The 22,415-nt window shown below is 65.4% G+C and carries 21 protein-coding genes and 1 pseudogene; 9 read left to right on the top strand and 13 right to left on the bottom strand.

Annotated elements, in window-relative coordinates; translation table 11 throughout:
- Window positions 1–152 precede the first annotated feature (152 nt).
- The 3 genes from AB5S05_RS21390 to moaA form a co-directional block, all read right to left on the bottom strand.
- Window positions 153–959 (bottom strand): methyltransferase domain-containing protein, encoded by an 807-nt coding sequence (locus AB5S05_RS21390; RefSeq protein WP_369289535.1) that lies wholly within the window; start codon window positions 957–959, stop codon window positions 153–155.
- Window positions 960–1,107: 148 nt separating this feature from the next.
- Entirely contained in the window at window positions 1,108–1,923 is an 816-nt protein-coding gene (locus tag AB5S05_RS21385) for a substrate-binding periplasmic protein (RefSeq protein WP_369289534.1), read from the bottom strand.
- Window positions 1,924–2,009: 86 nt separating this feature from the next.
- Window positions 2,010–3,005: a GTP 3',8-cyclase MoaA gene (moaA, locus tag AB5S05_RS21380; RefSeq protein WP_369289533.1), complete on the bottom strand. Its 996-nt coding sequence runs from the start codon at window positions 3,003–3,005 to the stop codon at window positions 2,010–2,012.
- Between the two features lie 222 nt (window positions 3,006–3,227).
- On the opposite strand from moaA, the gene AB5S05_RS21375 reads away from it, so the two are divergent.
- Window positions 3,228–3,872, top strand: a complete 645-nt coding sequence (locus AB5S05_RS21375) for a TetR/AcrR family transcriptional regulator (protein WP_369289532.1) — start codon at window positions 3,228–3,230, stop codon at window positions 3,870–3,872.
- A gap of 43 nt (window positions 3,873–3,915) precedes the next feature.
- Here AB5S05_RS21375 and AB5S05_RS21370 read toward each other — a convergent pair whose 3' ends face one another.
- A complete protein-coding gene (locus AB5S05_RS21370; protein WP_369289531.1) occupies window positions 3,916–4,356 on the bottom strand; it encodes a GlcG/HbpS family heme-binding protein in 441 nt (146 codons plus the stop codon).
- A 339-nt stretch (window positions 4,357–4,695) separates the two neighbouring features.
- Here AB5S05_RS21370 and gcl point away from each other — a divergent pair, with 339 nt between their 5' ends.
- From gcl to AB5S05_RS21330, 8 genes are all read left to right on the top strand, one after another.
- Window positions 4,696–6,471 (top strand): glyoxylate carboligase, encoded by a 1,776-nt coding sequence (gcl, locus tag AB5S05_RS21365; protein WP_369289530.1) that lies wholly within the window; start codon window positions 4,696–4,698, stop codon window positions 6,469–6,471.
- A gap of 61 nt (window positions 6,472–6,532) precedes the next feature.
- Window positions 6,533–7,315, top strand: a complete 783-nt coding sequence (hyi, locus tag AB5S05_RS21360; protein ID WP_369289529.1) for a hydroxypyruvate isomerase — start codon at window positions 6,533–6,535, stop codon at window positions 7,313–7,315.
- Window positions 7,316–7,328: 13 nt separating this feature from the next.
- Window positions 7,329–8,219, top strand: a complete 891-nt coding sequence (locus AB5S05_RS21355; RefSeq protein ID WP_369289528.1) for a 2-hydroxy-3-oxopropionate reductase — start codon at window positions 7,329–7,331, stop codon at window positions 8,217–8,219.
- A gap of 170 nt (window positions 8,220–8,389) precedes the next feature.
- Window positions 8,390–9,664 carry a glycerate kinase type-2 family protein gene (locus AB5S05_RS21350; RefSeq protein ID WP_369289527.1) on the top strand — a complete coding sequence of 425 codons (1,275 nt, stop codon included), beginning with the start codon at window positions 8,390–8,392 and terminating at the stop codon, window positions 9,662–9,664.
- On the top strand, window positions 9,661–11,076 hold the full coding sequence (gene pyk, locus AB5S05_RS21345) for a pyruvate kinase (protein ID WP_369289526.1): 1,416 nt from the start codon (window positions 9,661–9,663) through the stop codon (window positions 11,074–11,076). The genes AB5S05_RS21350 and pyk overlap by 4 nt, the downstream gene beginning before the upstream one ends.
- Window positions 11,077–11,173: 97 nt before the next feature.
- A complete protein-coding gene (locus AB5S05_RS21340; protein ID WP_369289525.1) occupies window positions 11,174–12,094 on the top strand; it encodes an urea transporter in 921 nt (306 codons plus the stop codon).
- A gap of 191 nt (window positions 12,095–12,285) precedes the next feature.
- Window positions 12,286–12,648 carry a cupin domain-containing protein gene (locus AB5S05_RS21335; protein WP_369289524.1) on the top strand — a complete coding sequence of 121 codons (363 nt, stop codon included), beginning with the start codon at window positions 12,286–12,288 and terminating at the stop codon, window positions 12,646–12,648.
- A gap of 207 nt (window positions 12,649–12,855) precedes the next feature.
- A complete protein-coding gene (locus AB5S05_RS21330; protein ID WP_369289523.1) occupies window positions 12,856–13,683 on the top strand; it encodes an ion transporter in 828 nt (275 codons plus the stop codon).
- Between the two features lie 61 nt (window positions 13,684–13,744).
- Here the strand turns inward: AB5S05_RS21330 and argR are convergent, their stop codons facing one another.
- The 9 genes and pseudogenes from argR to AB5S05_RS21285 form a co-directional block, all read right to left on the bottom strand.
- Entirely contained in the window at window positions 13,745–14,725 is a 981-nt protein-coding gene (gene argR, locus AB5S05_RS21325; protein WP_369289522.1) for a transcriptional regulator ArgR, read from the bottom strand.
- Window positions 14,726–14,788: 63 nt separating this feature from the next.
- Window positions 14,789–15,553 (bottom strand): ABC transporter ATP-binding protein, encoded by a 765-nt coding sequence (locus AB5S05_RS21320; protein ID WP_369289521.1) that lies wholly within the window; start codon window positions 15,551–15,553, stop codon window positions 14,789–14,791.
- A gap of 18 nt (window positions 15,554–15,571) precedes the next feature.
- A complete protein-coding gene (locus AB5S05_RS21315; protein WP_369289520.1) occupies window positions 15,572–16,684 on the bottom strand; it encodes a succinylglutamate desuccinylase/aspartoacylase family protein in 1,113 nt (370 codons plus the stop codon).
- 10 nt (window positions 16,685–16,694) lie between these two features.
- Window positions 16,695–17,393: an ABC transporter permease gene (locus AB5S05_RS21310; RefSeq protein WP_369289519.1), complete on the bottom strand. Its 699-nt coding sequence runs from the start codon at window positions 17,391–17,393 to the stop codon at window positions 16,695–16,697.
- Between the two features lie 12 nt (window positions 17,394–17,405).
- Entirely contained in the window at window positions 17,406–18,095 is a 690-nt protein-coding gene (locus AB5S05_RS21305; RefSeq protein WP_369289518.1) for an ABC transporter permease, read from the bottom strand.
- Window positions 18,096–18,210: 115 nt separating this feature from the next.
- Window positions 18,211–18,990, bottom strand: coding sequence for an ABC transporter substrate-binding protein (locus AB5S05_RS21300; protein ID WP_369289517.1), 780 nt, complete (start codon window positions 18,988–18,990; stop codon window positions 18,211–18,213).
- Between the two features lie 544 nt (window positions 18,991–19,534).
- On the bottom strand, window positions 19,535–21,490 hold the full coding sequence (acs, locus tag AB5S05_RS21295; protein ID WP_369289516.1) for an acetate--CoA ligase: 1,956 nt from the start codon (window positions 21,488–21,490) through the stop codon (window positions 19,535–19,537).
- 230 nt (window positions 21,491–21,720) lie between these two features.
- Window positions 21,721–22,221, bottom strand: coding sequence for a thiol peroxidase (tpx, locus tag AB5S05_RS21290; RefSeq protein WP_369289515.1), 501 nt, complete (start codon window positions 22,219–22,221; stop codon window positions 21,721–21,723).
- A 74-nt stretch (window positions 22,222–22,295) separates the two neighbouring features.
- Window positions 22,296–22,415: pseudogene (locus AB5S05_RS21285) on the bottom strand (IS1595 family transposase); the annotation flags it as partial.

Below are 22,415 nucleotides of genomic sequence, written 5' to 3'. Positions count from 1 at the left end.
GCTGGCCTAGTTGAGCCAGCCAGTGGTGAAAGGCTTGAGTATCCATGAGCGGCAGACCTCCCGAGCGGATGCCTGCCTTTCAGATTAGTTCTTGCAACACATCATTGGGACATAGCCTTTTTTATGCGCCACGCACCGCCGAACCGGCCGCGCTACCTGGCCTTGGTCGCCCGCACGATATGGGCCGGCGAGTCGAACAGCACCCGGCCTTGGGCGTTGACGTAGGGCGCCAGCACCTGCTCGGCCTCGCTCAGGATGCGCGCGATCAGCGCTTCGTCGAGCCTGACCCCCATCACCGGCAACCAACCGCGCAGATCGCCTTCCAGCATGGCGCGGACGCTGGGGAAGCATGCCGTTGCGGTATGGGTCACAATCGTTGCCGAGCCCATCCCGGCGTCGCTGAACAACGCCTCCAGCGCCTGCCGCTCGCCGAGCACGAAAGGCGCCCGCAGCGCATCGGCCGCTTGCTCGCCGGCGATGCGCGCCAGCAGGTCCACCTCCGCCGCATAGGCCGGGGTATTGGCCAGGCTATCCCACACGGCGACGGCCAGCCGGCCACCGGGCCGCAGCACCCTGAGCATCTCGTCCAGCGCCTGCCGGCGGTCGCTGAAGAACATCAGGCCGAACTGGCTGACCACCGCGTCGAATGACTCCTCGGCGTAAGGCAGCGCCTCGGCCAGCCCCTGCCGCCATTCGATCTCGGGTGCCAACTCGGCCGCCACCGCCAGCATGCCGGGGTTGGCGTCCAGGCCGACGACCGAGCCGTCCGGACCGACGCACGCGGCGGCGGCTCGGGCCAGTATGCCGGTGCCGCAGGCGACATCCAGGACCCGCTCGCCCGCCTGCAGATTGGCAGCGGCGACTACCCAGGGCGCCCACGGCTCGAACAGCGCCGGGACGAATACGGCCTGGTAGGCCCTGGCCGCCTCTATCTGCGCTTGCACTTGGGGATCGTTCATATGCAGCCTCCTGTGCACGGGGCATCGGCGCCTGCCAGCAGGCAAGAGGCCTACAGGCGAGCAGCGGGCCGCAACGGCCGGCTGTAGCGAGGACGAATCAAGCCCCGTCAGTGCAAGCATAGAAGACACTGCCCCGCCGCCGGACGCGCTACTCGGCTGCCTTGGCCTTCTGCCGCTCGAGAAAGTCCACCTTCCACTGCTCCAACCCCATGTACTCCGAATCCAGGTTGGCCTCGACCCGGTACTTGTCCTTCAGCGAAGCCACCTCGGCCTGCTGCTCGCGCAGGAAGCGGTCGAAGCGCTGCAGCAGCTCGGGATGCTTGAGCGTGGACAGGTGAAAGGTGCCACGGGTGTGCGGCAGCTTGGCATCGAACACCAGGGCGCCGGGACGGGCGCGAATGTTGTCGAGGTAGTGGGTGGCTACCACCACGTTGAAATAGACCCCGTCGACGTCCTTCTTCAGCACCTGCTGGATCATCCGGCGCAGGTCGTCGCTGTAGCTCAACTGGATCTGCTGGGCATCGATGCGCTCCTGGTAGCCCCGGGGCGTCCAGCCGCTGACCATGCCCAGGCGCCTGAGCTGGTCGATCGACTGGCCCTGGCGCTGCGGCGCCACCAGCACGCCGTCGACATAGCCCACCACCGCCTGGCTGTAGCCCACCGGCTTGCCGGCCTTGCGCGCCTGGGCCCAGTTGTCGTTGTCCGGGTACTTGAAGTCCACCTCCCCCTCCAGCAACGCCGGCAGCAAGCGCGCCACCGGCAATGCCCGGTAGCTCAGCTGGATGCCACTGCGGGCGGCAAACAGGTCGAACAGCTCGCGGGCAAAACCCCGATACTGGCCCTGCTTGTCAACGCTGTAGTGTGGTGCGAAGGCCAGGTCCTCGACGCCGATGACGTAACTCTCGGCCTGGCTGGCGGTACAGAACAGCAAGGCGAACAGACTGCAGACACGAGCATGCTTCACAGCAACCCTCCTGGTTATTGTTGGCTGGGTCTAACGGGCTTGTTGGACCGACCGCCGGCCAGCGGCCGGGCAATCGGCGCGACGGCTCAGCCGCCGGTCATGCTCATGAAGCGCACCACCTGGACCTGCTCATCGGCCTGGAAATGATGGCGCTGCGGCTTGAGCTGCAAGGCGGCGACCAGGGCATCGCGCAGGCGCTGGCTATCGCCGGGATGGCGGCGAATCAGCGCTTTGAGGTCCAACGCATTGTCATGCCCCAGGCACAGCACCAGCTTGCCTTCGGCGGTAACTCGCACGCGGTTGCAGTCGCCGCAGAAGTTGTGGCTGTGCGGCGAAATGAAACCGACCCGGGTCTGGGTGCCGGCCACCTGCCAGTAGCGCGAGGGCCCGCCGGTCCGGTGACTGCTGGGCAACAGCGCAAAGCGCTGCTCGACCAGCTGGCGCACCGCCTCGCTGGTACACAGGGTGACCTTGCGCTCGTGACTGGACACGCTGCCCAGCGGCATTTCCTCGATGAAGCTGATGTCCAGGCCACGCTCGACGGCGTAGCCGACCAGGTCCTGCACCTCGTCGTCGTTGCGCCCCTTCTGCACCACGCAGTTGAGCTTGATCCGCTCGAAGCCGGCGCCACGCGCCGCCTCGATGCCGGCCAGTACCTGCTCGAGCTTGTCGCGCCGGGTGAAGGCGGCGAAGCGCTCGCGCTGCAGCGAGTCGAGGCTGATATTCAGCCGCTTGACTCCGGCGGCGCGCAGCCGCGGCGCCAGCTCGCCCAGCTGCGAGCCGTTGCTGGTGATGGCCAGGTCTTGCAGTTCGGGGCGCCGGCCCAGGCGCGCCAGCAGGCTCAGCAGGTTCTTGCGCACCAGGGGTTCGCCGCCGGTGATGCGGATGCGCCTGACTCCCAGGCCGATAAATGCATCGGCCACGGTGTAGAGTTCTTCCAGGCTGAGGATCTGCGCCCGCGGGGCGAACACCATGTCCTCGCTCATGCAATAGGTGCAACGGAAATCGCAGCGGTCGGTGACCGACAAGCGCAGGTAGGTGATGCGCCGACCGAAGGGGTCGACCAACTGGGAATGGGACACGGCGGGTCTCCTGACGCTCAACGAGCCGAGACGGTTCTTGTTAGGCACTGCATGCCGTCAGATAGAAACAGAAAAGCAAACTTTTGTATACAACATCTTGACCCGCAAGTCAGCTAAACTGCTCGCAGGCCCACGGGCCGCCGACTTGAGCCTTGCGCTCAGTCGACGCCACTATTCCGCCAGCCACCTGGCGCCAGCTAACCGAAGGAAAACGACCGCCTTATGACCAGCATTCGCGAGCGCAACCAAGAGCTGATCCTGCGCGCGGCCAGTGAAGAATTCGCCGACAAGGGCTTCGCGGCCACCAAGACCAGCGACATCGCCGCCAAGGCCGGCTTGCCCAAGCCGAATGTGTATTACTACTTCAAGTCCAAGGAAAACCTCTATCGCGAGGTGCTGGAAAGCATCATCGAGCCCCTGCTCGCGGCCTCGGCGCCCTTCAATCAGCCGGGTCGTCCGGCCGAGGTGCTCAAGGCCTATATCCGCTCGAAGATCCGCATCTCGCGCGAACTGCCCTTCGCCTCCAAGGTGTTCGCCAGCGAGATCATGCACGGTGCGCCGCATCTGTCGCCCGAGCAGACCGAACAGCTCAACGCCCAGGCCAAGCACAATATCTCCTGCATCCAGCGCTGGATCGACCAGGGCCTGATGGCCAAGGTCGATCCGCACCACCTGATGTTCAGTATCTGGGCCGCGACCCAGACCTACGCCGACTTCGACTGGCAGATCTCCACCGTTACCGGCAAGGGCAGCCTGGATGACGAAGACTACGAGGCGGCGGTGAGAACCATCACCCGCCTGGTGATCAAAGGCTGCGACATCGACGAGACCGTGCCCAGCGCCTCGGAGCAGGTCAGCAACGCCTGAGCCTAGCCCCACGGGCCAGGCTGCACCTGGCCCGCCGAGCGGACTAGGCCGTTATACCGGCATCGGCCGTCAGCCCCACCGACTCCACCGCATTGATCGCGCAGCGCTCGTCGATATCCGAGGTGTCGCCGGTGATGCCGATGGCGCCGATCACCTCGCCCTGCTCATCGCGGATCAGCACGCCGCCCGGTGCCGGTATCAGGTTGCCGTCGGCCAGGCTGTTGACCGCACCGATAAACGCCGGGCGCTGTTGGGCGTCTGCGGCGATCAGCCGCGAGCCCTTGCCCAGGGCGACTGCGCCCCAGGCCTTGGCGATGGCAATCTGCGGGCGCAGCAGGCTGGCCCCGTCCTCGCGCTGCAGGCTGATCAGGTGACCACCGGCATCCAGTACGGCGACGGTCAGCGGCGCCGCCGAAATCTCGCGGCCCACGGCCAGGGCGCGGTTGCTGATGCTGACGGCGGTGTTCAAGTTCAGGGTGCTCATAAATAGCCCTTCCTCAATGGTGATAGATCCAACGAAACGCCCGCTGCAGCCCCCGCCTGCGTAGCGGAAGAAGACACGCGAGCAATCCAAAGCTCGTCTTCACTATCCCACCGGAAACAAAAAAAACAATAGCAAGATACAATCAACATCCTGTTTGTATACAGTCAGTCGAACCCATTCCCTTCAGGCTCGCGCCATACCGCTCAAACAGGCGTTTCAAAAGATTTTTGTCGGGCCACTGCCGTTGGCGCAAAAAAAGTTGACCTCGCGGTCATGAGCTGAATAGAATCGGTCGCAGCTGTTTTGTATACAATCTTATAAAAAACGAGGCACAAGATAATGGCCAGAATGAGAGCAATCGAGGCCGCCGTACTGGTGATGCGCCGCGAAGGCGTTGACACTGCGTTCGGTATTCCCGGCGCTGCCATCAACCCCCTGTACGCCGCACTGAAGAAAGTCGGCGGTATCGACCACGTCCTGGCCCGCCACGTCGAAGGCGCCTCGCACATGGCCGAGGGCTACACCCGCACCAACGCCGGCAACATCGGCGTATGCATCGGCACCTCGGGACCTGCCGGCACCGACATGGTCACCGGCCTGTACTCGGCGTCCGCCGACTCCATCCCGATCCTCTGCATCACAGGGCAAGCGCCGCGGGCCCGCATGCACAAGGAAGACTTCCAGGCCGTCGACATCACCAGCATCGTCGCCCCGGTGACCAAGTGGGCCACCACCGTGATGGAGCCGGGCCAGGTGCCGCGGGCGTTCCAGAAGGCCTTCTACGAGATGCGCAGCGGTCGTCCGGGCCCGGTGCTGATCGACCTGCCGTTCGACGTGCAGATGGCCGAGATCGAGTTCGACATCGACGCCTACGAGCCGCTGCCGCTGGCCAAGCCGAGCGCCAACCGGGTGCAGGCAGAAAAAGCCATCGCCATGCTCAATGACGCCGAGCGCCCGCTGCTGGTCGCCGGTGGCGGTATCTTCAACGCCGACGCGGCCGACAAGCTGGTCGAGTTCGCCGAGCTGACCGGCGTGCCGGTGGTGCCGACCCTGATGGGCTGGGGCGCGATTCCCGACGATCACCCGCTGATGGTCGGCATGGTCGGTCTGCAGACCAGCCACCGCTACGGCAACGCTACCCTGCTGGCCTCCGACCTGGTGTTCGGCATCGGCAACCGCTGGGCCAACCGTCATACCGGTTCGGTCGACGTCTATACCGAGGGCCGCAAGTTCATCCACGTCGACATCGAGCCGACCCAGATCGGCCGCGTGTTCAACCCGGACCTGGGTATCGTCTCCGACGCCGGCGCGGCGCTGGATGCCTTCCTCGAAGTGGCCCGCGAATGGCAGGCCGCCGGCAAGCTGAAGGATCGCAGCGCCTGGGTCGACTCCTGCCGCGAACGCAAGCGCACCCTGCAGCGCAAGACCCACTTCGACAACGTGCCGGCCAAGCCGCAGCGCGTCTACGAAGAGATGAACGAGGCGTTCGGCAAGGACACCTGCTACGTCAGCACCATCGGCCTGTCGCAGATCGCCGGCGCGCAGTTCCTCCACGTCTACAAGCCGCGCCACTGGATCAACTGCGGCCAGGCCGGCCCGCTGGGCTGGACCATTCCGGCGGCACTGGGTGTGGTCAAGGCCGACCCGAGTCGCAACGTGGTGGCGCTGTCGGGCGACTACGACTTCCAGTTCATGATCGAGGAGCTGGCCGTCGGTGCGCAGTTCAACCTGCCGTACATCCACGTGCTGGTGAACAACTCCTACCTGGGTCTGATCCGTCAGGCACAGCGCGGCTTCGACATCGACTACTGCGTGCAGCTGGCGTTCGAGAACATCAACGCGCCGGAGATCAACGGTTACGGCGTCGACCACGTCGCGGTGGTCGAGGGTCTGGGCTGCAAGGCGATCCGCGTGTTCGACCCGAACGAGCTGCAGAACGCCTTCGCCGAAGCCAAGCGCCTGATGGCCGAACACCGCGTACCTGTAGTGGTCGAGATCATCCTGGAGCGTGTCACCAACATCTCCATGGGCACCGAGATCAACGCCATCAACGAGTTCGAGGAACTGGCCGAGCGCGGCGTCGACGCCCCGACCGCCATCTCCCTGCTCGACTAATGCAACCGCAGGGTGGATGTCGCGAAGCACATCCACCCTACGACTCTTAAAGGAGCGCACCATGCCCCGTTTTGCTGCCAACCTGTCCATGCTGTTCACCGAAGTGGACTTCCTGGACCGTTTCGCCGCCGCCGCCGACGCCGGCTTCAGCGGTGTGGAATACCTCTTCCCCTATGACTTCCCGGTCGAGGAGATCAAGGCGCGCCTGGACGCCAACGCGCTGACGCAGGTGCTGTTCAATCTTCCTGCAGGCGATTGGTCGAAAGGTGAGCGCGGCATCGCCTGCCACCCGGACCGGGTCGAAGAATTCCGCGCCGGCGTGGACAAGGCCATCGCCTACGCCAAGGTGCTGGGCAACAAGCAGATCAACTGCCTGGCCGGCATCCGCCCCCAGGGCGTCGACTGCGCCAGCGTCGAAAAAACCTTCGTCGACAACCTCAAGTACGCCGCCGACAAGCTCGAGGCCGCCGGCATCAAGCTGGTGATGGAAGCCATCAACACCCGCGACATCCCCGGCTTCTACCTGAACAACACCCGCCAGGCACTGGCCATCCGCGACAAGGTCGGCAGCAGCAATCTGTTCCTGCAGTACGACATCTACCACATGCAGATCATGGAAGGTGACCTGGCGCGTACCGTGGAGAGCAACCTGGCCGCGATCAACCACGTGCAGCTAGCCGACAACCCGGGCCGCAACGAGCCGGGCACCGGCGAGATCAACTACCGCTTCCTCTTCGAGCACCTGGACCGCATCGGTTACCAGGGCTGGATCGGCTGTGAATACAAGCCGGCTACCACCACCGCTGCCGGCCTTGGCTGGATGAAAGCGCACAACGCAATTTGAGGAGACTCATCTCATGGCAAAAATCGGATTTATCGGCACCGGCATCATGGGCAAGCCCATGGCTGAGAACCTGCAGAAAGCAGGTCACCAACTGTTCCTCTCGACTCACCACGACCCAGCACCTGCTGACTTGGTAGCGGCAGGCGCAATCGCGCTGGCCAACCCGAAAGAAGTCGCCCAGGAAGCCGAGTTCATCATTGTCATGGTGCCGGACACCCCCCACGTTGAAGACGTGCTGTTCCGCAGCGCAGGCATCGCCGAAGGCGTCGGCCCGAACAAGGTGGTGATCGACATGAGCTCGATCTCGCCGAGCGCGACCAAGGTCTTCGCCGACAAGATCAAGGCCACCGGCGCTGACTACCTGGACGCCCCGGTGTCCGGCGGTGAAGTCGGCGCCAAGGCAGCGACCCTGAGCATCATGGTCGGCGGCAGCGAGCAGGCCTTCGAGCGCGCCCTGCCGCTGTTTCAGGCCATGGGCAAGAACATCACCCGCGTCGGCGGCAATGGCGACGGCCAGACCGCCAAGGTGGCCAACCAGATCATCGTCGCCCTGAACATCCAAGCGGTCGCCGAGGCCCTGCTGTTCGCCGCCAAGAACGGCGCCGACCCGGCCAAGGTGCGCGAGGCGCTGATGGGCGGCTTCGCCGGCTCGAAGATCCTCGAAGTGCACGGCGAGCGCATGATCAAGGGCACCTTCGACCCGGGCTTCCGCATCAGCCTGCACCAGAAGGACCTCAACCTGGCCCTGGCCGGAGCCAAGGAACTGAGCCTGAACCTGCCCAACACCGCCAACGCCCAGCAGGTATTCAGCACCTGCGCGGCCATCGGCGGCGCGGGCTGGGACCATTCGGCGCTGATCAAGGGCCTGGAGCACATGGCCAACTTCAACATCCGCGGCGAGTAAGCAACAGGTTCTGGGTGGCCGGTCAGCCGCCCGGAACAGCCCTTTCGACCTCCCGGCGGGCGGTGTCACGGCCTGACTGCCGGGTGGGTCGATTCCAGTGCGCAGCGCCTGCCCGGCGGGCGCTGCGCACTAGAATCGAAGTTGTTCCAGCGATAACAAGAGAGCCTGCCATGTCCATCGATCCGCAAAGCCTGTTGCGCGAACTGTTTGCCGCCGCCATCGACGCCGCCCACCCGCGCCAGGTCCTGGCGGACTGCCTGCCGGCCGACCGCAGTGGCCGAGTCATCGTCATCGGCGCCGGCAAGGCGGCCGCGGCCATGGCCGAGGTGATCGAGCGTGAGTGGCAGGGCGAGGTCGCCGGCCTGGTGGTGACCCGCTACGAGCACGGCGCCAACTGCAGCAAGATCGAGGTGGTGGAGGCCGCCCATCCGGTACCGGACGACGCCGGCGAACGCGTGGCCCGTCGCGTGCTGGAACTGGTCAGCAACCTCGACGAAGCCGACCGGGTGATCTTCCTCCTGTCCGGCGGCGGCTCGTCGCTGCTGGCCCTGCCAGCCGAGGGCATCACCCTCAAAGACAAGCAGGCGATCAACAAGGCCCTGCTCAAGTCCGGCGCCACCATCGGCGAGATGAACTGCGTGCGCAAGCACCTCTCGGCGATCAAGGGTGGCCGCCTGGCCAAGGCCTGCTGGCCGGCCAGCGTCTACACCTACGCAATCTCCGACGTACCGGGCGATGAAGCCACGGTGATTGCCTCCGGGCCGACCGTGGCCGACCCGACCACCTCGGCCGAGGCCCTGGCGATCCTCGCCCGCTACGCCATCGAGATTCCGGCCCAGGTCCGCGCCTGGCTGCAGGACCCCCGCTCGGAGACGGTCAAGCCCGGCGCCCCCTGCCTGGCCCGCAGCCACCTCCAGCTGATCGCCACCCCCCAGCAGTCCCTCGAGGCGGCCGCCGCCAAGGCCCGCGCCGCCGGCCTGCCGACGCTGATCCTCGGCGACCTGGAAGGCGAGTCGCGCGAGGTGGCCAAGGTCCACGCCGGCATCGCCAGGCAGGTGGTCCTGCACGGCCAGCCGATCCAGGCGCCCTGCGTGATCCTCTCCGGCGGCGAGACCACGGTCACCGTGCGCGGCAACGGCCGCGGCGGGCGCAACGCCGAGTTCCTCCTGAGCCTCACCGAGAGCCTCAAGGGCCTGCCCGGGGTCTACGCCATCGCCGGCGACACCGACGGCATCGACGGCTCCGAGGACAACGCCGGCGCCCTGATGACCCCCGACAGCTACGCCAGGGCCTGCAAGCTGGGGCTGAGCAGCAGTGACGAGCTGGACAACAACAACGGCTACGGCTATTTCGCCGCGCTGGACGCGCTGATCGTCACCGGCCCGACCCGTACCAACGTCAACGATTTCCGCGCCATTCTGATCCTCGAGAGTACCGAAAAATGACTCCTGACAAGAAAGTGAAGATTCTCGCGACCCTCGGGCCGGCGATCAAAACCCAGGACGACATCCGCCAGCTGGTCGAGGCTGGGGTCAACCTGTTCCGCCTCAACTTCAGCCACGGCGAACATGCCGACCACGCCCAGCGCTACACCTGGGTGCGCGAGGTCGAGCAGCAGCTGAACACCCCGATCGGCATCCTCATGGACCTTCAGGGGCCCAAGCTGCGGGTCGGCCGCATCAAAGACGGCAAGGTCGAGCTGCAGCGCGGCCAGGCCCTGCGCCTGGACCTGGACAGCACCCCGGGCGACGGGCAGCGGGTCAACCTGCCGCATCCGGAAATCATCGAGGCGCTGCAGCCAGGCATGAGTCTGCTGCTCGACGATGGGCGCCTGCGCCTGCAGGTCACCGCCAAGCACGCCGATGCGGTAGACACCTGCGTGATCGCCGGCGGCGAACTGTCCGACCGCAAGGGCGTCAACGTGCCCGAGGCGGTGCTGCAGCTGTCGCCGCTGACCGAGAAGGATCGCCGCGACCTGGCCTTCGGCCTGGAGCTGGGCGTGGACTGGGTGGCCCTGTCGTTCGTCCAGCGCCCCGAGGACATCATCGAGGCCCGTGAGCTGATTCAGGGCAAGGCCTTCCTCATGGCCAAGATCGAGAAGCCCTCGGCGGTCACTCACCTGGAAGAGATCGCCCGCCTGTGCGATGCGATCATGGTCGCCCGCGGCGACCTGGGCGTGGAAGTACCGGCGGAGAACGTGCCGCGCATCCAGAAGGACATCATCCGCACTTGCCGCCAGCTCGGCCGGCCGGTGGTGGTCGCCACCCAGATGCTCGAGTCGATGCGCTTCTCGCCGGCGCCGACCCGCGCCGAGGTCACCGACGTGGCCAACGCCGTGGCCGAAGGCGCCGATGCGGTGATGCTGTCGGCCGAGACCGCCTCCGGCGACTACCCACTGGAAGCGGTGCAGATGATGAGCAAGATCATCCGCCAGGTGGAGAACGGCCCGGACTTCCAGGCCCAGCTCGACGTCAGCCGCCCCCAGGCCGAGGCCACCGCCTCCGATGCGATCAGCTGCGCCATCCGCCGCATCAGCAGCATCCTGCCGGTGGCGGCACTGGTCAACTACACCGAGTCCGGCGCCAGCAGCCTGCGCGCCTCGCGCGAGCGGCCCAAGGCGCCGATCTTAAGCCTGACCCCGAGCCTGAACACCGCGCGGCGCCTGAGCGTGGCCTGGGGCATCTACTCGGTGGTCAACGAACGCCTGCATCAGGTCGAGGAAGTCACCAGCACCGCCCTGGAAATCGCCCAGGCCCAGGGCATGGCCCAGCGCGGCGACACCGTGGTGATTACCGCCGGCGAGCCCTTCGGCCAGCCGGGCAGCACCAACAGCCTGCGCATCGAAACGCTGCACTGAGCCCCACCTCCTTAAACGCTCCCACGCTGGCATAGCCAGTTTGCAGGCGTCCACGGTTCCGGCCGTGGGCGCCTCTTTTTATCCAGGGTAAGCCTGCATGCAGCCTCTGCCTCTCCCCCTCCACGCCCTGCGCGGCCTGCGCGCGCTGCTCAACGGTTTCAGCCAGATCTTCCTGCAGAGCCACCCGGGCTGCGGCCTGCTGGTGATCCTAGCCCTCGCCCTGGGCGCCCCGCACCTGCTTCCCGGCGCCCTGCTCGGCGGTCTCGGCAGCATGTTCACCGCCCACTGGCGCGGCTACCCGCGGGCCGATATCGAGATCGGCCTGTATGGTTACAACGGCATCCTCCTGGGCCTGCTGATCGGCGCGCAGTTCAGCTGGTCGCCCGCCGTACCGCTGCTGATCCTCATCAGCGCCGGGCTGTCCAGCCTGGTCCTGGCGCCCTGGATGCGGCGCCTGCGCGAGTGCCGGTGGCTGCCGGCCTTCACCTGCCCCTTCGTCGTCCTCGGCTGGCTGCTGTTGTGGCTGGCAACGCCGCTGCAACTGCAGCTGCTTGCGGCAGCCAGCCCGGCCGCCCTGCCCCTCGACTGGTCCAACGGCCTGGCCGCCCTGGCCCGTGGCCTCGGACAGGTGGTGTTCCTCGATCATCCCTTGTCTGGACTGTGCCTGCTGCTCGGCCTATTGCTGGCCGACCGCCGTTGCGCCTGCTGGGCCCTGCTGGGTTCGGCCCTCGGCCTGGCCCTGGCGCTGTACCAGGGCTGGCCCGAGCACAGCGCCCTCGCCGGGCTGTACGGCTACAACGGCGCCCTGGCGGCCATCGCCCTGAGCCAGGTGCATCGCACGCCCTGGCTACCCCTGCTGGGCATCGCCCTGGCCCTGCTCCTGCAACCGGGCTTCAGCGCCCTGGGCCTGCCAGCGCTGACCATGCCGTTCATCCTCGCCTGCTGGCTGGTCCAGGCCGGCGCAGAAAGCTGGAAACGCACGGTCAAGGCCGGCGCGCCGGCACGGCGGACTCAGTAACCAGGCACTGGCCCCAGGCTCAACCATCGCAAAATGCCGCTCGGCTGCCAGGCTCAACCAGCATTCGCCCGCGGCACGGCGTTTCTTCGGCTGCCGGTGTCGTGAATGCGCATGGCTGAGACCGCCCGGCCTGCTAGCGTGAGCCTCGTCCCTCTGGGTCCGAGACCCATCCTCTAGCAAGCGAGAACGACATGCTGCACAGCATCAAGCAAGGCATCACCCTGGAAGAACTGGAACCCGCCGGCACCCTCGAAGACATCGGCGTCGAGATGATCGAAGGCGACAACAGCATGTTCGCCCTGACCACCTTCGCCACCGAAGACGAGTCGGTCAGCGCCGGCTACTTCGGTGTCCGCCGCAGCCGCTTCCGCCTGCCCTACACCTTCCACGAGCAGGCCGTGGTGACCCTGGGCGAGGTGAAGATCACCGACGAGCAGACCGGCGAAACCGCCCACTACAAGGCGGGCGATTCCTTCTTCGTCGCCAGTGGCACCAACACCCTGTGGGAAGTCGTCAGCGACAGCTTCACCAAGCACTACCTGGCGGTCGACTGACCAGGGCGCACCGATGCCCCGCGCGCAAGCCGGTGAATGGGCGGGCGACAGGGCCCACCTGGCTTGCGCAGCATACTGTTGCGCTGCGCAAGCAGTCCTCCAACGGCAACACGCAGCGCACGACATTCGAACCAACTTGGAAGAGTCCTTGCCACCCTGGGCCCCTCCTGCTTAGGCTTTGCGCTCTCGCAAGCAGGGGAGTTCGCCATGGATAACTGGCGCCAACGTCTATACATCATCATCTTCCATACCGACACCCCGGCCGGGCAGCGCTTCGACAACTGGCTGCTGCTGACCATCCTGGCCAGCCTGGTGGTGGTGATGCTCGACAGCGTCAGCGAAGTGCACATTCAGTACGGTGCCTGGCTGAAAGGCCTGGAGTGGCTGTTCACCACGCTGTTCGCCATCGAGTACGGCCTGCGCCTGTACTGCTCGCCCAAACCGCTGCGCTATGCCTTCAGCTTCTACGGCCTGGTCGACCTGCTGGCGGTACTGCCGGCGATACTCGCCCTGCTCTTCGCCGACGCCCAGTACCTGCTGATCATCCGGGTGATCCGCATGCTGCGGGTGTTCCGGGTGCTCAAGCTCAGCCCTTACCTGCGCCAGGCCAACTTTCTGCTCACCGCGCTGCGTGGCAGCCGGCAGAAGATCACCGTGTTCTTCGCCTCGATCGCCACCCTGGTCACCGTGTTCGGCACCCTGATGTACGTCATCGAAGGTCCGGGCAATGGCTTCACCAGCATCCCCAAGGGCATCTACTGGGCGGTGGTGACCCTGACCACCGTGGGTTTCGGCGACATAGTGCCGAAGACGGTGCTGGGCCAGGCCCTGTCGACCCTGGTGATGATCACCGGTTATTCGATCATCGCCGTGCCCACCGGCATCTTCACCGCCGAACTGGCCAGCGCCATGCGCGGCAGCGACCAGCACAAGCACTCCTGCCCCAGTTGCGCCAAGGACTTCCACGAGCCTGGTGCGGCCTTCTGCAACCGTTGCGGCAATCCACTGTATCCACGCCGGTCCGCTAGCGACTGAGACTGGCCAGCATGCAAAAGCCCGCATCGCTGCGGGCTTTTGCATGGGTGGGACGCCGGTTTCAGCTGCGTTCGGCCGGTGCCGAGGTCAGCTCGAAGGGGCTGTTGCTGCGCCGCTGGTTGCGGTCTTCGCGCGGGGTGGCGCCGAAGAAGTTGCGGTAGGCGCTGGAGAAGTGCGGACCCGAAGAGAAGCCGCAGGACAGGCCGATCTGGATGATCGACTTGCTGGTCTGCATCAGCAGCTGGCGCGCCTTGTTCAGGCGCAGCTCCAGGTAGTACTGGCTGGGAACCCGGTTGAGGTACTGCTTGAAGATCCGCTCCAGCTGGCGACGCGACACGCACACATGCTGGGCGATCTCGTCGGTGGTCAGCGGCTCCTCGATATTGGCCTCCATCAGCAGCACCGCCTGGGTCAGCTTGGGGTGGCTGGAACCCAGGCGATTCTGCAAGGGGATGCGCTGGCGCTCGCCGCCCTCGCGGATGCGCTCGACCACCAGTTCCTCGGACACCGCCCCGGCCAACTCGGCGCCATGGTCACGGGCCAGCAGCGCCAGCAACAGGTCGAGCACCGCCAGACCGCCACAGGCGCTCAGGCGGTCGCGGTCCCAGTCGAACAGGTGGCTGGTGGCGATCACCTTGGGGAAGCGCTCGGCAAAATCGTCCTGCCAGCGCCAGTGCACCGAGGCGCGGTAGCCATCGAGCAAACCCAGCTGGGCCATGGGATAGACCCCTGCGGCGATGCCGCCGATCACGCAACCGCCACGCACGGCCTGTTTGAGTGCACCGGACAGCGCCGCCGGCATGGCCGCGGGCGGCTCGTCGGCGAGCAGGAACAGGCGCTGACAGCCCTCCAGCCTGCCGGCCCAGGGCTCGCCCGGCAGACGCCAGTCGCCCTCGATCGGCGCCTCGGCCTGGAGGAACACCAGCTCGTAGACCACCTCGGGGTGGACTCGCTGGGCAACGCGCAGGGCTTCCTCGGCCAACGCCAGGGTCAGTGGCTTGGTGTTGGGCCAAAGCAGGAAGCCGATTCGATGGGCATTCATGGTGGGCAGTTTAAGCTCTAATGGCAGCGATGGGCATGCCCGGTTGAAAAAGTCGCCGGCCGTTTACTTCAGGCTGCCGGAGAGGAACTGCTGGAGCCGCTCGGATTGCGGATTGACCAGCACCTCGCGCGGATCGCCTCGCTCCTCGACCACACCCTTGTGCAGGAACACTAGCTGGTTCGACACCTCGCGGGCGAAGCCCATCTCGTGGGTCACCACCACCATGGTCCGGCCTTCCTGGGCCAGGTCCTGCATGACCTTGAGCACTTCGCCGACCAGCTCAGGGTCCAGCGCCGAGGTCGGCTCGTCGAACAGCATGACTTCCGGCTCCATCGCCAGCGCCCGGGCGATGGCCACGCGCTGCTGCTCGCCACCGGACATGTGGCCCGGATAGGCGTCCTTGCGGTGCGCCACCCCGACCTTGTTCAGGTAGTGCTCGGCCTTTTCCTGGGCTTCCTTCTTCGCCACGCCGAGCACATGCACCGGCGCCTCCATGACGTTTTCCAGAGCGCTCATGTGCGACCACAGGTTGAAGTGCTGAAATACCATGGACAGGCGCGAGCGCATGCGCTGCAGCTGCTTGGGGTCGGCCGCCTTGAGCGCGCCATCCTTGTTGGCCACCAGCTTGAGCTCCTCGCCGTTGAGCAGGATCTTGCCGGCATGGGGCTGCTCGAGCAGGTTGATGCAGCGCAGGAAGGTACTCTTGCCCGAGCCGCTGGAGCCGATGATGCTGATCACGTCACCGGCCTTGGCCGCCAAGGACACACCCTTGAGCACTTCGTGGCTGCCGTAACGCTTATGCAGATCCTGAACTTCGAGTTTGTACATGGTTTCCACTCTCTTGAATCAGTCGCTGAGCAAGCGACCCTGGCGAATAGGGGTGCGACCGGCCACCTTGGCCAGCCACAGACCCGGCTGGGCAAAGCGCATCCGTTCACGAACGTAGAGCACACCGTCGGTCGAGGTGCATACGGTGCTGTGGCGATCGCTTAGCGGATCGATCACCTCGAACAGCGGGTCGCCGGCCCGAACGCGGGCGCCCACCGGCTGCAGGAAACTCACCACCCCGGCATGGGGAGCGTAGAGGTATTCGGCCCCTTCGAACGGGGTCGCCTCGCAGCAGGCCTGCGGCGCTGGCGGCCAGTCACCGGCGATCAGACCCTGCTCGGCGAGAAAGGCCAGAATGGCCTCAGCCCGTGCCTCGGCCTGGGGTTTGTCGGTGTCGGCCATGCCGCCCAGTTCGACGGTGGTGGCCAGGCAGGCCAGCGGAATATCGGCCTCGGGGAATGCCCGCGCCAGCTGCAGCCAGGGCGAGGAGCAGGACTCGTCGAAGGAGCTGCCACCGGCATCTTCGGTGGTCAGCACCGCGCCGGCCTGCAGGCGCGCGGCCAGGGGACGCAGCTGGGACCAGTGCTGGGGCAAGGCATAAAGATGCACCACGGCTTCGAAGTCACAGTGCAGGTCGAGCACCACGTCGGCATCGCAGGCGTGCCTCAGCAGCAGGCGCTGCAAGCCCTGCAACTCGGACTGGGCGGGCGGCAGGTCCGCCAGCGCCTCCTGCATGGCGGCCCGGATCAGGCGCACGTTGGCCGGCCCGTCGCCAGCCAGGCAGCCCTGTAGCGCCGGGATGACGGCGTCGCCCAGGGGGAAGAAATCGCGATTGAAATTCTTGCCGCTGGCAAACTCGAAGCGACCTTGCTGGGCGGCCTGCAGCACCTGGGCCAGGCCGATCGGGTTGGCCACCGGCACCAGTTCGATCACCCCGGTCAACCGCCCCTGCCCCTCCAGCTCACGCAGGCGCCGCTTGAGCTCGGCGGCGACGCGCATCCCCGGCAGCTCATCGGCATGCAAGGACGCCTGGATATAGGCCTTGCACGGACCCTGGCCGAAGCGGAACACGCTCAAGCGGCGCTCGGTACCCGGGCAGCCCCAGGGCAGGACGTGGTCGATGCGTTGCATGCTCGCCTCCTCAGGCCTTGCGCGGCGCCAGGTAGCCCAGCCAGCGGCGCTCGGCCGACTTGAACAGGCGCACCAGGATGAAGGTCAGGCACAGGTAGAACAGACCGGCGGTGATGAAGGCCTCGAACGGCAGGTAGTGCTGCGAGCTGACGGTGCGGGCCGCGCCGGTGATGTCGATCAGGGTGACGATCGAGGCCAGCGAGGTGGTGTGCAGCATCATGATCACCTCGTTGCTGTACTGCGGCAGCGCGCGGCGCAGTGCCGAAGGCAGCAGGATGCGGCGGTACAGCTTGGCCCGCGACATGCCCATGGCCTTGGCCGCCTCGATCTCGCCATGGGGCGTGGCGCGCAGGCTGCCGGCGAGAATCTCGGCACTGTAGGCGCTGGTGTTGATGGCGAATGCCAGGCAGGCGCAGAAGGTCGCGTCGGACAGATAGGGCCACAGCATGCTGTCGCGCACCGCGGAGAACTGGGCCAGACCGTAGTAGATCAGGAACAGCTGCACCAGCATCGGCGTGCCGCGGATCACATAGGTGTAGAGCCAGGCCGGGAAGTTCACCAATTGCGACTTGGACACTCGCATCAGCCCCAGCGGGATGGCCATGGCCAGGCCCAGGGCCAGGGAGATCAGCAGCAACTTGAGGGTCACCAGCACGCCGCCGAAGTACAGCGGCAGGTTTTCCCAGATCACGTTGTAGTCAAAGATCATGGCAGCGCTCCCTTATAGATCGGCGGCTTTGGTGCCGACCGAGTAGCGTTTGTCCAGGTAACGCAAGGCCAGCAGCGACACGCTGGTCAGTACCAGGTAGAGCGCGGCGACCGCCAGGTAGAAGGTGAAGGGCTCACGGGTCGCATCCGCCGCGCTCTTGGCCTTGAACATCATGTCCTGCAGGCCCACCACGGAAATCAGCGCGGTGGCCTTGGTCAGCACCAGCCAGTTGTTGGTGAAGCCGGGAATGGCGAAACGGATCATCTGTGGCACCAGGATGCGGAAGAACACCTTGGTCCCACTCATGCCGTAGGCGGCACCGGCCTCGCCCTGGCCTTTGGGAATCGCCATGAAGGCGCCGCGGAAGGTTTCCGACAGGTAGGCGCCGAAGATGAAGCCCATGGTGAACACACCGGCAACGAAGGGGTTGATGTCGATGTACTCGTTGTAGCCGAGCAGCGGTGCCACCCGGTTCACCAGGTCCTGGCCGCCGTAGAAGATCAGCAGGATCAGCACCAGATCGGGAATGCCGCGAATCACCGTGGCATAGGCCTCGCCCAGCGCTGCCAGCCACTTGATCGGCGACAGGCGAAACGCCGCGCCGACCAGCCCGAGGAAAATGGCAACCGCCACGGAAGAAAGGGCCAGCAGCAGGGTGAGCCAGGCACCTTCGAGAATGGTCGAGCCGTAGCCGTTGAGCATGCTCTTTTACCTCATGCAGGCGCCGGGCGGCGCCGAGGAGTACTACGAAAAAGTGACGCACGGCCAAGCAGGTCAGGCGGCGCCACTTTCGATGGAAAACGGCTGGATGGGCGAATCAGTCGCCGTAGACGTCGAAGTCGAAATACTTGTCCTGCACTTCCTTGTACTTGCCGTTGGCGCGAATTCCGGCGATGGCCGCGGAGATCTTGTCGGCCAGGGCGGTGTCGCCCTTGCGCACGGCTATGCCGGCGCCTTCGCCAAAGTATTTCTGCTCGTTGAAGTCCGGTCCCACCAGGGCGAAGCCCTTGCCGGCATCGGTCTTGAGGAAGCCGTCGTCGATGTTCACCGAGTCGGCCAGGGTGGCGTCCAGGCGGCCCGCGGTCAGGTCGAGGAAGATCTCGTTCTGCGAGCTGTAGCGGACGATTTCCACACCGGCCGGGGCGAATACGTCGGTGGCGTAGCGGTCATAGATCGAGGCGCGCTGCACACCGACCTTCTTGCCCTTGAGGTCAACCAGCGGATCGTTGATCTCGGTCCCGGCCTTCATCGCCAGCTTGGCCGGGGTGTGGTAGTACTTCTTGGAGAAGTCCACCGACTTCAGACGGTCTTCGGTGATGCTCATCGAGGACAGCACGGCGTCGAACTTGCGCACCTTCAGGGCCGGGATCAGGCCGTCGAACTCCTGCTCGATCCACTTGCACTCGACCTTCATCTCCTCGCACAGGGCCTGGCCGATGTCGTAGTCGAAGCCGGTGATGTTGCCGTCAGGGGTCTTGTAGGCAAACGGCGGGTAGGCGGCTTCGATGCCGATACGCAGGGTCTTGGCCTCGTCGGCCATGGCCAGCGGCGACAGCACGGATAGCGCCAGGGCGCCGAGAAGTGCAATCTTCTTCATCTTGTGACTCCTTCGAATGGGAATGGCTTCAGGTGGCAGTGATGAGGTGAGTCTGTGCAGCCAGCCATGCATGAATTGTAGAGAACGTCGCCGTCCTTGCCGGGTATCGCGCAGGCAAAGGCGGACTCCGGCTGGGTGAGCCGCATTCTAGCGACAGGCCGAAAGTCGATATTTCCTCAATGCGACAAGTAATTACAAAAGGCCCGGGCGGGCGCGGCGCGCAGCTTGACACCCCGCAAAAAACGTGCGGAGCAAAGAAGAGAAGAAAACCTGTTAACACAGCAATTCTTGGGCCATTTTATTCACAAGCCTTTATTCATGGGGCACCTGGGTGATTTCGATTTTTCTCCGGCAGGAGAAAATGGCTGCCATCGGGCCGCAGCCGTTTCCTTCCGCCCCACCCTGACGCGCGGCGTTACCCGGCAGTAACAGCCAGGCAGACCGATACCAATCGGTCTTGTCTTGCCGCCCTCGCCTGCAGACAAGCACGAAAAAGCCCCGTCCGGCTTGTGGCCGAACGGGGCTTGGTTTGTTCAGGCGCCGGTCAGGCCGCCTGCATGTCGCGATGGGTATCGATAAGGTGCTGCACCACGCCAGGATCGGCCAACGTGGAGATATCGCCGAGTGCATCGTATTCGGCGGTGGCGATCTTGCGCAGGATACGGCGCATGATCTTGCCCGAGCGGGTCTTGGGCAAGCCCGGCGCCCATTGGATCACATCCGGCGTGGCGATCGGGCCGATTTCCTTGCGCACCCAGTTCCTCAGCTCCTGGCGCAGTTGCTCGGACGTCTCTTCGCCGCCGTTGAGGGTGACATAGACATAGATGCCCTGGCCCTTGATGTCGTGCGGTACGCCGACCACCGCCGCCTCGGCCACCTTGGGGTGGGCGACCATGGCGCTCTCGATCTCGGCGGTGCCCATGCGGTGGCCGGAGACGTTGAGCACGTCATCGACGCGGCCGGTGATCCAGTAGTAGCCGTCCTCGTCGCGACGGGCGCCGTCACCGGTGAAGTACATGCCCTTGAAGGTCTTGAAGTAGGTATCGACGAAACGGTCGTGGTCGCCGTACAGGGTGCGCGCCTGGCCCGGCCAGGAGTCGATGATCACCAGGTTGCCCTCGGTGGCGCCTTCCAGCAGGTTGCCCAGGTTGTCCACCAGCGCCGGTTGCACGCCGAAGAAGGGACGGGTCGCCGAGCCCGGCTTGAGCGCGGTGGCGCCGGGCAGCGGGCTGATCAGGATGCCGCCGGTCTCGGTCTGCCACCAGGTGTCGACGATCGGGCAGCGCTCCTGACCGATGGTCTTGTAGTACCAGCTCCAGGCCTCCGGGTTGATCGGCTCGCCGACCGAACCGAGCAGGCGCAGGCTGGAGCCGTCGGCGCCCTGCACCGCCGCATCGCCCTGGGCCATCATCGCGCGGATCGCGGTCGGCGCGGTGTAGAGGATGTTGACCTTGTGCTTGTCGACGATCTGCGACACCCGGGTGATGTCCGGGTAGTTGGGGATGCCTTCGAACAGCAGGGTGGTGGCGCCGTTGGCCAGCGGGCCATAGACGATGTAGCTGTGGCCGGTGACCCAGCCCACGTCGGCGGTGCACCAGTAGATCTCGCCAGGCTTGTAGTCGAACACCCGCTCATGGGTCAGCGCGGCATACAACAGGTAGCCGGCGCTGGTGTGCTGCACGCCCTTGGGCTTGCCGGTGGAGCCGGAGGTGTAGAGGATGAACAGCGCTTCCTCGGCGCCCATTTCCTTGGGCGCGCAGACGCTGCCGGCGACCTTCATCAGGTCCTCGTACCAGATGTCGCGGTGCGAGTGCCACTTGATATCGCCACCGGTGCGCTTGCACACGATGATCTTCTGCACGCTGGCGGTTTCCGGGTTGGTCAGGGCGTCGTCGACGTTGGCCTTGAGCGGCGTGCGCTTGCCGCCACGCACGCCTTCGTCGGCGGTGATCACCACCTTGGACTGACAGTCGATGATGCGCCCGGCCAGCGCCTCCGGCGAGAAGCCGCCGAACACCACCGAATGGATGGCGCCGATGCGCGCACAGGCGAGCATGGCCACCACCGCCTCGGGAATCATCGGCATGTAGATGGTCACCACGTCGCCACGGTGAACGTCCTGACCACGCAGGGCGTTGGCCAGCTTGCACACCTGCTCGTGCAGTTCACGGTAGGTGATTTCCTTGTGCTCGGACGGGTCGTCGCCCTCCCAGATGATCGCCACCTGGTCGCCGCGCTCTTCCAGATGCCGGTCCAGGCAGTTGTAGGAGACATTGAGGGTGCCATCGGCGAACCACTTGATATCGACATGGTGATCGTCGAAGGAGGTCTGCTTGACCTTGGTGAAGGGCTTGATCCAGTCGAGACGCTGGGCCTGCTCACGCCAGAATCCGTCGGGGTTGATCACCGACTGCTGGTACATGGCTTTGTAGGTGGCCTCATCGGTCAACGACTGAGCCGCCACCTCGGGGCGCACGGGATACAGGGACGCAGCACTCATCAGATACACCTCGGCGGGTAGTTGTTTTTCTGGGGTGCATTTTGTAACCAGAGGCGCCTGCTTGAGCCATTCGACCATGGTAGTACCGCTCTACGACCATGGTCCCGCGCCGGCGAGCACTGGCCCGCCGCCACTGTCGCCAGCGCAAGTCGCCCGCCTGGACAGCCGCGCCCAGGCATAAAAAAACGGCCTAGGAAGCTAGGCCGTTTGGTCTGCCGCAAGGCGAGGAGTTACTTGAGCACCGCCTCGGCGGCCTCGTAATTCGGCTCGTTACCGATCTCGGGCACCAGTTCGCTGTGCAGTACCTTGTCGTTCTCGTCGAGCACCACCACGGCGCGCGCGGCGACGCCCACCAGCGGACCGCTGGCGATGGCGACACCGTAGTTCTTGAGGAACTCGGCGCCGCGCATGGTCGACAGGCTGACCACGCTGTCCAGACCTTCGGCACCGCAGAAGCGCGACTGGGCGAACGGCAGGTCGGCGGAGATGCACAGCACCACGGTGTTGGCCAGCTGGCTCGCATCGCTGTTGAACTGACGTACCGAACTGGCGCAGGTCGGGGTATCGACACTGGGGAAGATATTCAGCACTTTGCGCTTGCCAGCCAGGCTGGCCAGGCTGACATCGCTCAGATCGGTGCCGACCAGGCTGAACGCCGGGGCCTGCTGGCCGACCTGCGGCAGCTGGCCATCGACCTGGACCGGGTTGCCACGCAAGGTTACTTGAGCCATGAGGTTGTCCTCTAGTTGTGAGTGGTGCAAGGAGAATGGCAGAGCAGCGCCAATCCTGCCACGCATGAAAAAGGCTATGTCCCAATAGCGTGTTGCGCGGTGCGTCCTACCGCCTCCTGGATGCAGTGAACTGGCCGAATGCTTTGCTGGTAGCGCTCAAGCATGCGGCGCCAGCCCAGGTAATTGGGGAGGTA

The organism is Pseudomonas zhanjiangensis (assembly GCF_041027545.1).
In the GTDB taxonomy this organism is placed as follows: domain Bacteria; phylum Pseudomonadota; class Gammaproteobacteria; order Pseudomonadales; family Pseudomonadaceae; genus Aquipseudomonas; species Aquipseudomonas zhanjiangensis.
Note: the sequence above shows the minus strand (reverse complement) of the source record. Positions and strands in the feature narration are given on the sequence as shown.